The 15,423-nt window shown below is 71.5% G+C and carries 10 protein-coding genes; 8 read left to right on the plus strand and 2 right to left on the minus strand.

From position 1 onward, the window contains the following. The first annotated feature begins 52 nt into the window (after positions 1–52). Both ACZ6DL_RS00295 and ACZ6DL_RS00300 read left to right on the plus strand, forming a co-directional pair. A complete protein-coding gene (locus ACZ6DL_RS00295; protein WP_466047940.1) occupies positions 53–3,484 on the plus strand; it encodes an ATP-dependent helicase in 3,432 nt (1,143 codons plus the stop codon). 43 nt (positions 3,485–3,527) lie between these two features. Then, complete coding sequence (locus ACZ6DL_RS00300) at positions 3,528–7,994, plus strand: ATP-dependent helicase (protein WP_466047942.1); 4,467 nt, start codon at positions 3,528–3,530, stop codon at positions 7,992–7,994. Here the strand turns inward: ACZ6DL_RS00300 and ACZ6DL_RS00305 are convergent. Beyond that, positions 7,951–8,364, minus strand: a complete 414-nt coding sequence (locus ACZ6DL_RS00305) for a DoxX family protein (RefSeq protein WP_466047944.1) — start codon at positions 8,362–8,364, stop codon at positions 7,951–7,953. The genes ACZ6DL_RS00300 and ACZ6DL_RS00305 overlap by 44 nt on opposite strands. Positions 8,365–9,005: 641 nt before the next feature. Between ACZ6DL_RS00305 and ACZ6DL_RS00310 the strand changes: the two genes are divergently transcribed. Together ACZ6DL_RS00310 and nudC are read left to right on the plus strand one after the other, a co-directional pair. Beyond that, on the plus strand, positions 9,006–10,061 hold the full coding sequence (locus tag ACZ6DL_RS00310) for a potassium channel family protein (RefSeq protein WP_466047946.1): 1,056 nt from the start codon (positions 9,006–9,008) through the stop codon (positions 10,059–10,061). Between the two features lie 46 nt (positions 10,062–10,107). Continuing rightward, positions 10,108–11,013, plus strand: coding sequence for an NAD(+) diphosphatase (nudC, locus tag ACZ6DL_RS00315; protein ID WP_466047948.1), 906 nt, complete (start codon positions 10,108–10,110; stop codon positions 11,011–11,013). Between the two features lie 43 nt (positions 11,014–11,056). Here the strand turns inward: nudC and ACZ6DL_RS00320 are convergent, their stop codons facing one another. After that, the gene (locus tag ACZ6DL_RS00320) at positions 11,057–11,287 is read right to left on the minus strand and encodes a mycoredoxin (protein ID WP_085994930.1); all 231 of its coding nucleotides are present in this window, start codon (positions 11,285–11,287) and stop codon (positions 11,057–11,059) included. 117 nt (positions 11,288–11,404) lie between these two features. On the opposite strand from ACZ6DL_RS00320, the gene ACZ6DL_RS00325 reads away from it, so the two are divergent. From ACZ6DL_RS00325 to ACZ6DL_RS00340, 4 genes are all read left to right on the plus strand, one after another. After that, positions 11,405–11,827 (plus strand): SRPBCC family protein, encoded by a 423-nt coding sequence (locus tag ACZ6DL_RS00325; RefSeq protein WP_466047950.1) that lies wholly within the window; start codon positions 11,405–11,407, stop codon positions 11,825–11,827. A gap of 108 nt (positions 11,828–11,935) precedes the next feature. Further along, positions 11,936–12,415 carry an EVE domain-containing protein gene (locus ACZ6DL_RS00330; protein WP_466047952.1) on the plus strand — a complete coding sequence of 160 codons (480 nt, stop codon included), beginning with the start codon at positions 11,936–11,938 and terminating at the stop codon, positions 12,413–12,415. A gap of 9 nt (positions 12,416–12,424) precedes the next feature. Continuing rightward, positions 12,425–12,889, plus strand: a complete 465-nt coding sequence (locus ACZ6DL_RS00335) for a MarR family winged helix-turn-helix transcriptional regulator (protein ID WP_466047954.1) — start codon at positions 12,425–12,427, stop codon at positions 12,887–12,889. Between the two features lie 349 nt (positions 12,890–13,238). After that, on the plus strand, positions 13,239–15,386 hold the full coding sequence (locus ACZ6DL_RS00340; protein ID WP_466049493.1) for an ATP-dependent DNA helicase UvrD2: 2,148 nt from the start codon (positions 13,239–13,241) through the stop codon (positions 15,384–15,386). Positions 15,387–15,423: the final 37 nt, after the last annotated feature.

A 15,423-nucleotide genomic window follows, 5' to 3' on the forward strand; every position in this document is an offset into this window, starting at 1 on the left:
CGCAGTCGCGCGCACCGGCGGTCGGGCGGAGGCGTGTACCGGCGTGTCGGTCGTGTCTGTTGCAATAGCCCGCGTGGTGCGATCGGATGGCGCGGTGCGACTGGTTCGCCGGACTGTGGTGGCGCCCCGGCCGCGAGACTGGGGCGCCGACGTTCGCGCGCTGCTGGACGCCGCCGCCGCGGCCGGTCCGGCGCGCCCGGGGTGGCGGCCCTGGCAGGTACTCGGCGGCCCGGGCACGGGCAAGACCGCCCTGCTGGTCGATCTCGCCACCGAGCGCATCGCCGCCGGAGCCGATCCCGGATCGGTCCTGGTGCTGACCCATTCGAAACAAGCGGCAGGCGCCGTGCGCGACGCCATCACCACGCGGTTGAGCGGACCCGAACCAGGCGCGGAGGGCGGTGTGCCCGGCGCCACACGAGAACCCTTGGTGCGCACGCTGCACTCGTATGCCTTCTCCGTACTGCGCAGGCATGCGCTGGCGCATGGCAACCCGCCGCCGCGGCTGCTCACCGGCGCCGAACAGGACGCCGTGGTACGCGAGATGCTGCGCGGCGATCTGGCCGACATGGCCGACGGCGCGAGCGGATTATGGCCGGAGCGACTGCGGCCCGCGCTCGCGCTCGGCGGGTTCGCCGAGCAATTGCGCGATCTCATGCTCCGGGCCACCGAACGCGGCCTCGGACCGGAAGACCTGGTGCGGCTCGGCCGCGAGCACGCCAAGCCCGAATGGGTGGCGGCGGGCAGGTTCGCCATCCGCTACGAGCAGACGATGCTGCTGCGCTGGTCGGTCGGCGTCGAGGCGCCGGAGGCGACCGCGCCCGCGCTGGACGCCGCCGAACTGGTCGGCGCGGCGCTCGACGCGCTGGCGGCCGACCCGAATCTGCTTGCCGCCGAACGCGCCAGGATCGGATACCTGCTGGTCGACGACGCGCAGCACCTGGACCCCCAGGCGGCCGTCCTGGTCAGGGCGATCGGACACAGCGCGCGGACCACGGTGATCGCAGGCGATCCCGATCAGGCCGTCTTCACCTTCCGCGGCGCGGACGCGCGGTTCGTCGCCGAGCTCGACGTGCCGCCCGAGCGGCGCATCGTGCTGCGCGACAGCCATCGCTGCGGCGGTCAGGTGGAGCTGGCGGTCGCGCGGATCGCCGCACGCCTGCCGGGCAGTGCGCCGCAGCGTATTCCGGTGCCCGAAGGCACCCGGCCGCGGGAGGACGGCACCGAGGTGCGAGTCCGGGTGCTGGCCACCCCCGCGAAGGAGGCCGCGCTCATCGCCGACCACTTGCGCCGGGCGCATCTCACCGGCGGAGTGCCGTGGTCGCGGATGGCGGTGATCGTGCGTTCGGTACCGCTGTCGCTGGCGCCGCTGCGCCGCGCCCTGCTCGCCGCGGGCGTGCCCGTGCAGCAACCCGCGCTGGACACACCGCTGGCGCGCAGGCGCGGCGCGGCCTGGATGCTGCTGTCGCTGCGCGCGATCCTGGCGGGCGAGGCGGCCGAGCGGGGCGCGGAACCGGCATTCGAACCGGAGGACGCCCTCGATTTGCTGTCCGGCCCGCTGGGCGGCGCCGACCAGATCGCCTTGCGCAGGCTGCGGCGGGGCATCCGGCGCGCTGCGCTGGAATCCGTGCGCGCCGGGGTGAAAACCCCGGACACGGCCGACGATCCGCCGCCGGACCGCGACACGGACGGCGACCGCCCCTCCGCGCAGGTGCTGCGCGACCTGTTGATCGGGACCGGCGATCCGGCGATCCTGAACCGGCTCACCGAGGTCGAGGCCGCGCCGCTGCGCCGGGTCCTGGACGCGCTGCGCCGGGCACGGAAGGCGCGCGGACGCGGCGCGAGCCTGGAGGACGTGCTGTGGGCGCTGTGGACCGGTTCCCGGCTGGAACGGCGCTGGGTGGCCCAGTCGGAGCGCGGCGGCGCGGTCGGCATGCAAGCCGATCGCGATCTGGACGCCGCGGTCGGGTTGTTCGACGCGGCCGCCGCCTACGTCGACCGGTTGCCGCGCGCGAGCATCGAAGGGTTCGTCGAATACCTCTCCCAACAGGAGATTCCGCAGGACGCGGCGCCGCGAACGGCACCGGGCGAGGCGGTGGCGCTGCTGAGCGCGCACGCCGCCGCCGGACGGGAATGGGATGTGGTCGCCGTCGCCGCGGTCCAGGAGGGGATCTGGCCCAACCCGCGCGCCCGCGGCACCCTGTTGCACACCGAGGACCTGGTCGATCTCACCGCCGGGGTGTCCGACGCGGGCGAACGGGTGAGCCGCGCGGCGCCGATCCTCGCCGAGGAGCGCAGGCTGCTGCTCGTCGCGTGCAGCCGGGCCCGGCGCTCGCTGCTGGTCACCGCCGTGGAATCGGTCGCGGGCGAACGCGATCTGGTGCCCTCGCGCTTCCTCGCCGAACTGCTCGGACACGACGACGACGGCGAGCCCGGTGCGCTGCCGGTGGTCGATCCCGGACGCGCCCTGGTGATGCACTCCCTGGTCGCCGAATTGCGCGGCGTGGTCTGCGATCCCGAGGCCGATCCGGAGCGCAGGCGCCGCGCCGCGCATCAGCTCGCGCGGCTGGCGGACGCGGGCGTGCGGGGCACCCACCCCGAGGACTGGTACGGCACCGCCGAGCTCAGCTCGCGGCGACCGCTGTGGACCGAGGACGACGGCGCGGTGGCGCTGTCGCCCTCGACCGTCGAATTGCTGCGCACCTGCCCGCTGCGCTGGGCGCTGGAACGTAACGGCGGCACCGACGGCGACAACCCGCACGCCGTCAAGGGCAACCTGGTGCACACGCTGGTGCAGGCGCTCGCGGGCAAGGTACCCCCGGACCAGGTGCGCGAGGCGCTGGATCGCGCTTGGCAGGCGGTGGATCCCGGGACCGGCTGGCATTCCCGGCAAGAGCTGCGCCGCACCGAGGCGATGCTGGATACCTTCTCGGCCTGGGTCCGCAACACCCGCGGCGAACTCACCCAGGCCGGCGTCGAGGTGCCGGTGGATTGCGTGTTGCCGGCGCGCACGGAAGAAGAACGCGCCGTGCGGATCCGGGGCCGCGTCGACCGGCTGGAGCGCGACGCGCAGGGACGATTCGTGATCGTCGACGTGAAGACCGGCAAGTCGCCCGTCACCAAGCAGGCCGCCGTCGATCACGCGCAGCTGGCGACCTATCAGGTGGCGGCCGCCATGGGCGCTCTCGACGCACCGGCGGAACCCGGCTCCGCCGATACGGACACCGGGGCCGGTCCGTCCGGCGAACCCGGTGGGGCCCGGCTGGTCTACGTCGCGAAGCCGAGCAAGGCGGAGGGCGCTACCCAGCGCATGCAGCCCCCGTTGGACGCCGAGGCGCTCGAGCACTGGCGAGACACCATTCACCAGGCCGCCGCGTCCACGCAGGGCCCCGGCTACCTCGCCATGCGCAACGACGGATGCCGCCACTGCGCGGTGGCGGGCAGCTGCCCCGTGCAGGACAGCGGGAGGCAGGTGACCGACGAGTGAGCGCGCCCTCGGCCTCGCCGCGGCCGGTCGCCGGGGCGCTGCCGTGACCGGCCGGGTGACGCCGCATCAGCTGGCGCAGGCGCTGGGCCTACCGCCGCCGACCGACGAACAGGCCGCCGTGATCGCCGCGCCGCCGGGCCCGACCCTGGTGGTCGCGGGCGCGGGCGCGGGCAAGACCGAGACCATGGCCGCCCGCGTGGTGTGGATGGTCGCGAACGGGCTCGTCCTGCCCGACGAAGTGCTCGGGCTGACGTTCACCCGCAAAGCTGCCCAGCAGCTGACCGCCCGCATCCGGACCCGGTTGGCCCGGCTGGCCGGCGCGCCGCTGCTGCGCGAACTCGACCCGAGCGGCCGGCTGCGCGCCCAGCTGACCGGCGCGGAACCGGAGATCAGCACCTACCACTCGTACGCGGGCAGGTTGCTCACCGAACACGGCCTGCTGCTTCCGGTGGAACCCTCGGCGGCCCTGCTCACCGAGACCCAGCTCTGGCAGCTCGCCCACCAGGTGGTCCGCACCTGGGACGGCGACCTGGAGACCGAACGCACCCCCGTGTCGGTCACCGAGGCGGTGCTCGCGCTGTCCGGACAGCTCGCCGAGCATCTGGTCGAGCCGGAGGAACTGGCCGAGGCGCACACCGAACTGGCCAAGCTGGTGCACACGCTGCCCGCCGGTCCGCGCCAACGGGGCGGGCCGAGCCAAACGCTGCTCAACATCGTGCAGGTACAGCGGGAACGGGTCGCGCTGCTTCCGCTGGTGCAACAGCTGAGCGAGGCGTTGCGCCGCCGCGGCGCACTCGATTTCGGCGCGCAGATGTCCCTGGCGGCGCGCTTGGCCGCCGAGCACCCCGAGGTCGCCGCCGCCGAACGCGCCCGGTTCCGGTTGGTGCTGCTCGACGAATACCAGGACACGGGCCACGCCCAGCGCGTCCTGCTCGCCGCCCTGTTCGGCGGTGCGCCGGAGGGCGCGTCGGACCGGACATCGAATGTGTCGGGTGGAAGCGCTTCCCAGGGCGAGCCGGACGGTTCCGGCGGAGGATTGGACGCGCTGGGCGGAGGCGCTTGCGCGCGGGAGCCGCACGGCTTCGGCGGAAGCCCCGATGTGTCGGGCGGAGGCGCTTCCGCAGGGGAGCCGGACGGCTTGGGTGAAGAGCCGGATCTTATGAGTGGAGGCGCTTTCGAGGGTCAGCCGCACGGCAGCGGTCGAGGCCCGGGTAGGTCGACCGGAAGCGCCTCCGCGCGCGACGGTACGCACGAGATGCGTCTCGAGCCATCGACGGGGCAACCGGGGGCGTCGGTGGACGATGCTCGCGATGCGGCCGCCGACCGGCTCGCACAGGGTAGCCCTGCCCCGCAGTCCCGCACGGGGGAGCGCGATCTGGACCAGATGCTGGACAACGGGTCTTCGCAGGCCGTCGACGCCCATCCCGGTGATTCAGTACGAGGCATGCGGCGCGTCGACGCAGGGGGAGAAGGGCAACCGCGGTTCGCCGGAGCGCACGACCCGCACGTCCCAGCGGAGCGGCGCGATCAGCGCTCGCAACCGCACGACGCACAACGTCTTGCCGTGACCGCTGTGGGCGACCCGATGCAGTCGATCTACGGCTGGCGTGGCGCCTCGGCGGCGAATCTACCCCGGTTCGCCACCGACTTCCCCACTGCGCCGGGCGTTCCCGCCCCCACGCTGGCGTTGCTCACCAGCTGGCGCAACCCGCCGGAGGCACTCGCGCTGGCGAACCTGGTCGCGGAACCGTTGCGGCGCAAGGCGATCGATGGTGGCGGAGTGACGGTCGACGCGTTGCGTGCCAAGCCCGATGCCGGGCCGGGGGTGGTGGCGCTCGCGTCGACCGACACCGTCGCCGCCGAACGTGACTGGGTGGCCGAGCGGATCGCGGCGGAGTGGGCCGCCCGGCGCGCCGCGCAGCTGCCCCCGCCCACGTCGGCGGTACTGGTGCGACGCAATGCCGATGCCGCGCCGCTCGCGGAAGCACTTCGCGCGCAAGGACTCCCGGTGGAGATCGTCGGACTCGGCGGATTGCTCGCCACGCCGGAGGTCGCCGACATCGTCGCCACCCTGCGGTTGATCGCCGAACCCGGCTCGGGCAGTGCCGCCATGCGCGTGCTGACCGGTGCGCGCTGGCGCATCGGCGTCGCCGACATCGCCGCGCTCCACCGCCGCGCCAGGGACCTGTCCATCCGGCGTCCCGGTTCGCAGGGCCCGGCCGAGATCGCCGACGGCGCCGCGCTGGACGAGGCGTTGCGCGAAGTGGCGCCCGAACCCGCCGAACAGGCCGGGCTGGCCGACGCGATCGCCGACCCAGGCCCGCCGGATCAGTACTCCTCCGCCGGGTTCGCCCGCATCGAGGCACTGGGCCGGGAGCTGGCCGCGTTACGCGAACGCAGCGGTCAGCCCCTGGCGGAATTGGTCGCCGACGTCGAGCGCACCATCGGTGTCGGGGTGGAGACCCAGACCCGACGAGCCATGGCGGGTACCGGGGCCGGACGCGAGCATCTGGACGCGTTCGCCGAGGTGGTGGCCGGGTACGCCGCGGACACCGGCGCCTCGCTCGGCGGACTGCTCGCGTTCCTCGCCGCCGCGGAGGAGGTCGAGAACGGTCTGGAGCCGGGCGAGGTCGAGGTCGCCAAGGACCGCGTGCAGGTACTGACCGTGCATGCGGCCAAGGGCCTGGAATGGGAGATCGTCGCGGTCCCGCACGTGGTGGAGGGCGTGTTCCCGTCCAAAGTCGGTTCCGGTACGTGGCTGGGCGCGCTGGCGGAACTGCCGACGTCGCTGCGGGGTGACCGTCAGCAGGACGACGCGGCAGAGGGCGTGCCCGTACTCGATCTCACCGACCTGTACGACCGCGCGGATCTCGACCGCGCGATCAAAGCGCACAAGGAGGCGCTGGAACGCCGCCGGATCGATGAGGAACGCCGCCTGTTCTACGTCGCGCTCACCAGAACCGAACGCGTCCTGCTGGTTTCGGCCCATCACTGGGCGGAGACCGGCAGCTCCCCTAAGGGCCCCTCGGACTTCCTGCTGGAACTGAAACGCGCGCACGAGGACCCGCGAAGCCCGGCCCACGACGTCTTGACGATCGACCGCTGGGACGACCCGCCCGCCGCCGACGCCGTCAACCCCTTCACCGACAACCCGGCGACCGCCGAGTGGCCACGAGACCCGCTCAGCACCCGCCGCGACCCCATCGAACAGGGCGCCGCGCTGGTCCGCGCCGCGCTGGCCGAGCTGCGTGCCCGCCCCGCCGATGCCGGGCAGGGTGACCCCGATTCGTCTGGGACCACTTCGAACGGTGGCGCCGGCTCCGACCGTGCCGACGTGCGTGTCGGTCCCGTCGATGCTGCACAAGGTGCACCGGATTCGTCCGAGACCTCGCCGGGCGGTGGCGTAGCTTCCGGTCGTGCCCATGCCGGGCACAGCGACCCGGACGCACCGGGCATCGTCTCGGACCGCAGCGCCGGACCCGACCGTGTCGAGATGGCGCCCCCGCCGCCGGACGAGCCGGATCTCACGTTCGAACCGGACTACTACCCGCCCGACGACGAGTACCCGCCGGACGAGTTCGCGGATGACTTCGAAGTCGTCGCAACCGAATACGCCGACCCCTACGCGGACATCGAACCCTATTTCGGCACGGCGCCGGACCCGGTGGAGGAGTACCTGTCCGCAGGCGAACCGGCATTCGCCGCGACCGGTTTCGCTCCGCCGCCGCCGGAGGACCGGTTCCGGCCCGAGCACACCCAGCCCGCGCCGGACCCCGGCGATCCCGAAGGCTGGGCCGCCGACGTCGACGCCCTGCTGGCCGAACACCGGGCCGCCGCGGTTGCCGCCGAGGAGGTCGAGCTACCCGGTCAGATCGCGGCGACCGCTCTGGTCGAGCTGCGCGCCGACCCGGCGAGACTCGCCGCCCGCCTGCGTCGCCCGTTGCCCTACCCGCCGAATCCGCTGGCCCGCCGCGGTACCGCCTTCCACGCCTGGGTGCAGCGGTGGTTCGGCTCCACTCGCCTGCTCGGTCTGGACGAACTGCCCGGTGCGGCCGACAGCGGCGCGGCCGACGCGGGCCTGGACGCGGAGCTGACCGCGATGCAGGAGGCGTTCCTGAACTCGCGGTGGGCCGATCGCAGCCCGATCGAGGTGGAGATTCCGTTCGAGACGTCGATCGCGGGCACCGTGATCCGCGGCCGGATGGACGCGGTGTTCGCCGAACCGGGCGGCCGCTGGACCGTGGTCGACTGGAAGACCGGCGCCGAGCCCAGCGCCGCCGAGGAACCGGCGGTCGCCATGCAGCTGGCCGTCTATCGCCTGGCGTGGGCGCGGCTGATGGCCGCGCGGGAGGGACGGCCCGAGCATGAGATGCTGGACCGGATCGGCGCCGCGTTCCACTACGTGCGTACCGGTCGCACCATCGCGCCGGTGAACCTGGCCGGTCCGGAGGAACTGGCCGAGTTGATCAGGAACGCCGCGCCCGCCGGCTCACCGCCAGCGCCTGAGTGATGAGCGGAACCTGCAACGGCAGCCGCAGCGCCGAGCCGATCTTGATCAGCCGCGGAGCCTTCTCGCTGGCCAGCATGTCCGCGGTGAACTGCACGTTGGCCGGAAGCACCGCGATGAACAGCAGCGCGGCGAGCCGTCCGCCGAAGCTGCGGGTACGCGGGATCGCGAGCGCGGCCGCGACGCCGATCTCGGCCACGCCGGAAGCGTAGGTGTAGTCGCGGGCGCGCCCGGGCAGAAAGCGCGGCACGATCGAATCGAAAGGCTTCGGCCGGACGAAATGCAACACCCCCGCGCCGAACAGCAGGGCGGCCAGCGCCAGCGCGGGCCGCCGCCCGCCGTCGGGCACGGATGTCAGCGTGTTTTCAGCCATGGGGAACCTTTACATCCATGCTGCTTCGCGTCGAGCCCGGGCCGCCCCGCTGCGGACTCGAGGTTTCCCCAGGCCGCCGTGGGTGAGGTGGCGCTGCGGCGCGAATATTCGAACACCTACCCCGCCGAGACCCCCAACAGCCGGCTGGGCGGCTTCCGCGCACCTTGCCGAGAGCCGCGGCGGCTTCGGCGCGGGCGGAGACGAGAAGCACACCGCACCTCCGCCGGGCAAGTCTTCGCGAGTCCAGGCGAGACCGCGAAAGCGGACGCGAGCCGAAGGGTCGATGAACCACAGCGCTACGCCCGGCCGAATCAACGCAACTCCACTCGCGCTCCGATGGGCATCGCTCCCGCGGTGAACCACGAGTGCCGGTGGACCCGACGGCATCACCGCCGACAAGCCACCCTGGATCGCCGAGCCCCGGATCACAACCGTTGTCCCCAGCGCGCCCAGCGCACCTCCACTCCCGGTTTCGAGCGAAGCGAGACCGAGCATGCGCCGTTCGCGAGCCACAAAGGGGCCGCGAACACCCAGCGCCGCAGGCGCTGGAAAAACAAACACAGTAGGCTCCCGTGCTGTGCCGGAGGGACGAGGAATACCGGGGATGACCGACGCTGGCGACGAGATGACGGGTGTGCCCGGTGTTCGGTGAGCGAGCGCGCGGACTGGAATTGGCCAGCCGCCCGGACTTCGCCTTGGTCGGCGTGTTGCGCATCCCGGAAGTGCAGACCAGTCCGTGGATTTCGCTGACCAGGCGGGTGCTGTTCGCGACCGCGCTGCTGTTCCTGGCCGCGCTGGTGGTGTACATCGGACGCGACGGTTACCACGACAACTCGGCCGACGAACTGTCGTTCCTGGACGCGTTCTACTACGCGACGGTGTCGCTGTCGACCACCGGATACGGCGACATCCACCCGGTTACGCCCGAGGCGCGGCTGGCGAACATCATCATCATCACGCCGCTGCGCATCCTGTTCCTGATCGTCCTGGTCGGAACCACACTCAGCGTGCTGACCGAACGTTCCCGGCAGGCTTTCAAGATTCAGCGATGGAGGCACACCGTGCGCAATCACACCGTGGTCGTCGGATACGGCACCAAGGGGAGGACCGCGATCGACGCCATGCTCGGTGACGGGGTGCAACCCGCCGACATCGTCGTGGTCGACACCGACGTGATCGCTTTGGAGGCGGCCGCGAACGCCGGGCTGGTCACGGTGCACGGCTCGGCCACCCAATCCGACGTGCTGCGGCTGGCCGGTGCGCAGAACGCCGAGTCGGTGGTCGTCGCCACCAATCGGGACGACACCGCCGTGCTGGTCACCCTGACCGCCCGAGAGCTGAACAAGGCAGCCAAGATCGTGGTGTCGATCCGGGAGGCGGAGAACACCCATTTGGTGCGGCAGTCCGGCGCGAACTCGGTGGTGGTGTCCTCGGAGACCGCGGGCCGGTTGCTCGGCATCGCGACGACCACCCCGACGGTCGTGGAGATGATGGAAGATCTGCTCACTCCGGAGGAGGGTTTCGCCGTCGCCGAGCGTGAGGTGGAGTCGTCCGAGATCGGCGGTTCGCCACGGCATTTCAGCGATATCGTCCTCGGTGTGGTGCGCAACGGGGTGCTGTACCGGGTCGGTGAGCCGGAAGTGGACGCGGTCGAGGCGGGCGACAAACTCCTGTACATCCGCCGGGCGGCCAAGTGACCCCGGCGCGGGCCGGGTGGTAGCTCGGGCGCGATAGTCTCGAACCGTGCCGGCATTTCAACTCAATGGTGTTCCCTTGCTCTCCCGTACCGTCATCGATCGGGCCGAGCAGATCCGAGGTGATGCCCAGGCTCTGAAGGAGGGCTGGGCCACCGCCAAGCTGCTGCGGGTCAACCGTCGCGGACAGGTGCGTTTCGAGGGGAACGTTCTGGTTCTCGACGCGGCCCTGGAGTTGTCCGCCGAACCCAGTCCGGCCGCGGTGTTCCTCGGCGTCGAAGACGGCATCCATCTGTGGGCCGTGCGCGATCCGGAACTGGAGGGCACGCTGACCGATCTGCGCGCGCTGGCCGGGGGCACCGTCGACGACCGCACCGCCGGGCTGCTGTCCACCGCGATCGCGCTGCTGAACTGGCACGACAAAGCCGGGTTCCACGGCGCGGACGGCACGGTGACCATTTCGTCGAAGGCCGGATGGTCGCGCGTCACAGAGAGCGGTTACGAGGAGTTCCCGCGGATCGATCCGGCGGTGATCTGCCTGATTCACGACGGCGGCGACCGGGTGCTGCTGGCGCGCCAGAGCAGCTGGCCGAAATCGCTGTTCTCGCTGCTGGCGGGGTTCGTCGAGGCGGGTGAGTCGCTGGAACGCTGCGTGGAGCGCGAGATGCGGGAGGAAGTCGGTCTCGACGTGCGCGAGATCAGCTACCTGGGCAGCCAGCCGTGGCCGTTTCCGCGCTCGCTCATGCTCGGCTTCGCCGCGGTCGCCGATCCCGCGCAGCCGCTGGTCTTCTCCGATGGCGAGATCGCCGAAGCCAACTGGTTCACCCGCGCGCAGGTGCGGGAAGCTCTGGCGGTGGGCGACTGGTCGAAGCGGGACGAGAGCGCCCAGCTCCTGCTGCCCGGCTCGATCTCGATCGCGCGCACCATCGTCGAATCCTGGGCCGCGATCGACTGACGCACCCGCGCGCGGGCCGATGCGACCCGCGCGCGGCGGCGGATCAGGACAGACCGGCGAGGACTTGCTTGACGGCGGCCAGCGACGGGTTCGTCGCGGTGGAGCCGTCGGCGAACTTCACGGTGGGCACCACGTGGTTGCCCCCGTTCACGCTGCCGACGAACTCGGCCGACGCCGGATCTTGCTCGATGTCGATCTCGACGTAGGTGATGCCCGCCTCCTCCAGCTGCTTCTTGAGCCTGCGGCAGTAGCCGCACCAGGTGGTCGAGTACATCGTCAGAGTGGGGTTCGCGTCAGTCACGGACACTGCAACGCCGGACGGCTGCCCGCTGTTCCAACTCGAACTTCTTCTCGCCTTGCGCCACATTTAGTATGCGCGCATATTAAATGGATGACGCTCATCGCCACCGCTCACGCCCGCTCGAGTGCCCCGCCCACCGCCTTCTTCGCCCGCTGGGCCGACATGGCGACCTGGCCGGAATGGAACACCGACACCGAGTGGGCTCGGCTGGACGGACCGTTCGCCGAGGGCTCGACCGGGACGTTGCGACCGAAAGGCGGTCCGAAGGTCCGGTTCGTGATCGAGCGCCTGACCGACCGCGAGTTCGTCGATGTGTCGAAGTTGCCCGGTGCGCGGCTCACCTTCGCCCATGAAGTCGCCGCCGTCGACGGCCGCACCACGATCACGGTGACGGTCTCGATCGACGGACCGCTGCGGCTGCTGTGGACGAAGATCCTCGGCGCGGGGCTGGCGAGATCCGTGCAGCCCGACTTGGACGCGCTGGTCGCCGTCGCGGAGGGGATCGCGGCGTGAGCGGCCGCACCCCCCGGCGGACGCCCGCGGCACCGGCGGATCTGTCGTGGTGAGCGAGCGTCGGCCGAAGCGCCCACCGAGATCCACACGCACGGAAGGAGCGCCGATATGAGTGCCCAGTCATCAAGGAGTGGCGTCGACTGCGGAATGGTCACCGGGTCGCCTACCAGATATTGGCTGGCGGTCGTGTCCCGGGAACACGTCCGGCGCGGTGTCGACATCGGCATAGCGCAGGCCGACCACGGTAAGCGCACGGCGGTGGAACGCATGCGGCCGGGCGACGGGCTGATCTACTACTCGCCGCGCGAGGGCATGCGCACCGGAGCGCCGGTGCGTTCGTTCACCGCGATCGGCACCATCGACGACCGTCCGGCCTGGCAGGCCGACCCCCAGGACGGCGGCTGCTTCCGGCCCTGGCGCCGTTCGATCAGCTACCGAGCCGGGGCGCGGGAAACCCCGATCGAGCAGGTGCGTGCCGATCTGGAATTCACCAGCGTGCCGAACTGGGGGATGGTCCTGCGCCGCGGCCTGATAGAACTCAGCCCGCACGACTACGCGCTGATCGCGCGGGCGATGACCGAGGAGTGAGGGAGGCCGATGCACGAGGCGGAGGACGGGAGGCTGCGCTCCAGATTCCACACGGCCGAGGAAAGCCCCGGTCTGCTGCTGTGGCAGGTGACCAATCGCTGGCAGGCGGCGCAGCGGGCGGCGCTCGCTCCGTTCGATCTGACCCATGTGCAGTTCGTGCTGCTCGCCTCGCTGACCTACCTCGCCGCCGGTCGTCAGGACCCGGTGCGACAGCGTGACCTGGCCGAATACGCCGCCACCGACCCGATGATGACCTCCCAGGTGGTGCGCACGCTGGCGCAGAAGGGCCTGCTGGAACGCCGCGACCACCCGAGCGACCGCCGGGCGAAGGCCCTGGTCGCCACCGAAGCCGGGGTGGCACTGGTCAACCGGGCCATCGTCGCGGTCGAGGCGTGCGACGAGGAGTACTTCGCCCCGCTCGGCGCATCGGGCGGCGCTTTTCTCCGGTCCTTACAGCTACTGCGCGACCGCTGATCGGTTGGAGGCTGTCCACTGCTCGGCGCCCGCCTGCGAGCCGGAGCGAGGGCGGTGGCGTTACCACGCGTGTGGGCAAGCGGCGGCCCCTGGACCTTCCGCGCAAGGGCGCGGAACACGGCGCGGCACTCGCCTCGAAACCCAGTACGTCGGCAGCGATGCGGAGGGCCGAGTTCGATGTGTTGGTGACGTCGTCGCGGTTGTCAGCTGCGTCGCCGACATCAGAATGTGTCGGATGACGTCGACAGCGGTCGGTCGGGCCGCACTGTCCGTCGCTGCGGTTGTCCGTTGACGACGTCGGTGCGGGCTCGGGTCGACGCCCGCACGGTGGGTGTCGGTGGGCGCTGTCATGATGGACCGCGTGCCCGCTCTCGACCTCGCAGACCTCGATCCCGAGCAGGCCGCCGCCGTGCGCGCGCCGCGCGGCCCGGTGTGCGTGCTCGCGGGCGCGGGGACCGGCAAGACCAGGACCATCACCTATCGCATCGCGCATCTGATCGCGCAGGGCCATGTCAAGGCCGATCAGGTGCTCGCGGTCACGTTCACCGCGCGGGCGGCGGGGGAGTTGCGCACCCGGCTGCGCGCGCTCGGCCTCGGCGGCGAAGCGAGCCAGGTGCAGGCGCGGACGTTCCACGCGGCGGCGTTGCGGCAGCTGAAGTACTTCTGGCCGCAGATCGTCGGTGACGTGCCGTGGCGGCTGATCGATGCCAAGTTCCCGATCGTCGCGCAGGCGGCGCAGCGGGCCGGGCTGTCCACGGCCACCGACAGCGTCCGCGACCTGTTGAGCGAAATCGAGTGGGCGAAGGGCTCGCTCATCGCGCCGGAGGATTACGTGGCGGCGGTCGCGAAACAGCGGCGCGAGACGCCCTACGATGCGCTGCGGGTCGCCGATGTCTACGCGGGTTACGAGAAGCTCAAGGCGACGCCGGACGGGCTGCTGCTGGACTTCGACGACCTGCTGCTGCACACGGCGGCGGCGCTGGAGGACTATCCGGCGGTGGCCGACGAATTCCGCGGCCGCTACCGCAGCTTCGTGGTGGACGAGTACCAGGACGTCACGCCGTTGCAACAGCGCGTGCTCGACGCGTGGCTCGGCGACCGCGACGACCTGACCGTCGTCGGGGACGCGAACCAGACGATCTATTCGTTCACCGGCGCCACGCCGAGCTTCTTACTGGACTTCTCCCGTCGCTTTCCCGAAGCCACCGTGGTCCGCCTGGAACGCGACTATCGCTCGACTCCGCAGGTGGTGTCGCTGGCCAATCGGGTGATCGGCGCGGCGCGCGGGCGCATCGCGGGCACCAGGCTGCAATTGATCGGCCAGCGCGCCGACGGACCCGAGCCGGTGTTCGCCGAATACGACGACGCGCCCGCGGAGGCCGCGGCGGTGGCGGCGGCGATCGGCAGGCTGATCGAGGCGGGCACACCGGCCGCCGAGATCGCGGTGCTCTACCGGATCAACGCCCAGTCCGAGAGCTACGAGCAGGCGCTCACCGAGCGCGGAATTCCCTACCAGGTGCGCGGCGGCGAGGGGTTCTTCGCGCGGGCGGAGGTCAGGCAGGCCGTGCAGGCGCTGCGGCAGGCCGCGTCGCGCGAGGATCTGCCCGACCAGGCGCGCAGTGGCAATGCCCTGGTCTCGCTGGTGCGCGCGGTGCTCGCCCCGCTCGGGCTCACCGCCACCGAGCCCGCGGGCGCGCAGGCGCGGGAACGCTGGTCCTCGCTGATCGCCTTGGTGCGCCTGACCGAGGAGCTGATCGGCCACGACGACCGGCTCGACCTGACCGGCCTGCTGCGCGAACTCGCGACCCGCGCCGAGGCCAGGCACCCACCCACGGTGCAGGGGGTCACGCTGGCCTCCCTGCATGCCGCCAAGGGCCTGGAGTGGGATGCCGTGTTCCTCGTCGGCTTGTCCGACGGCACCATGCCGATCGCGCACGTCCTCGCCGACGACGGCTCGGTCGCCGACGAGGCGGCGCTCGAGGAGGAGCGTCGGCTGCTCTACGTCGGCGTCACCAGGGCGCGCGAACATCTGCGGCTGTCCTGGGCGCTGGCCAGGAACGAGGGCGGTAGGCGCTCCAGGCGGCGTTCGCGATTCCTCAACGGCCTCGTCCCCGACGATTCGCCCGCCTCCCGTATCGCGGCCCCGCCGTCGGCGTCGAGCGGTGTCCGCCCGACCTGCCGGGTCTGCGCGAAACCGCTGATCGGCACCTACGCCACCATGCTCGGCCGCTGCCGTCGCTGCCCGGCCGAACTGGACGCGGAATTGCTTGCGGCACTGCGGGACTGGCGTGCGGAGAAGGCGGAGGCGCTGCGGGTCCGCGAATTCGTCGTGTTCACCGACACCACACTCACCGCGATCGCCGAACAACTGCCCGCCGACGACGCCGCGCTGGCCGCGATCGCGGGCATCGGTGCGAAGAAGATCGACCAGTTCGGGGCCGACGTACTCGCGATCGTCGCGTCCCGGCTTCGATCCATATCACAAAACCGCAGGTAGAAAATAGGTTGTCGCGCTCGAAGATCTTGCCTATGGT

Source organism: Nocardia sp. NPDC041819, from assembly GCF_055590505.1.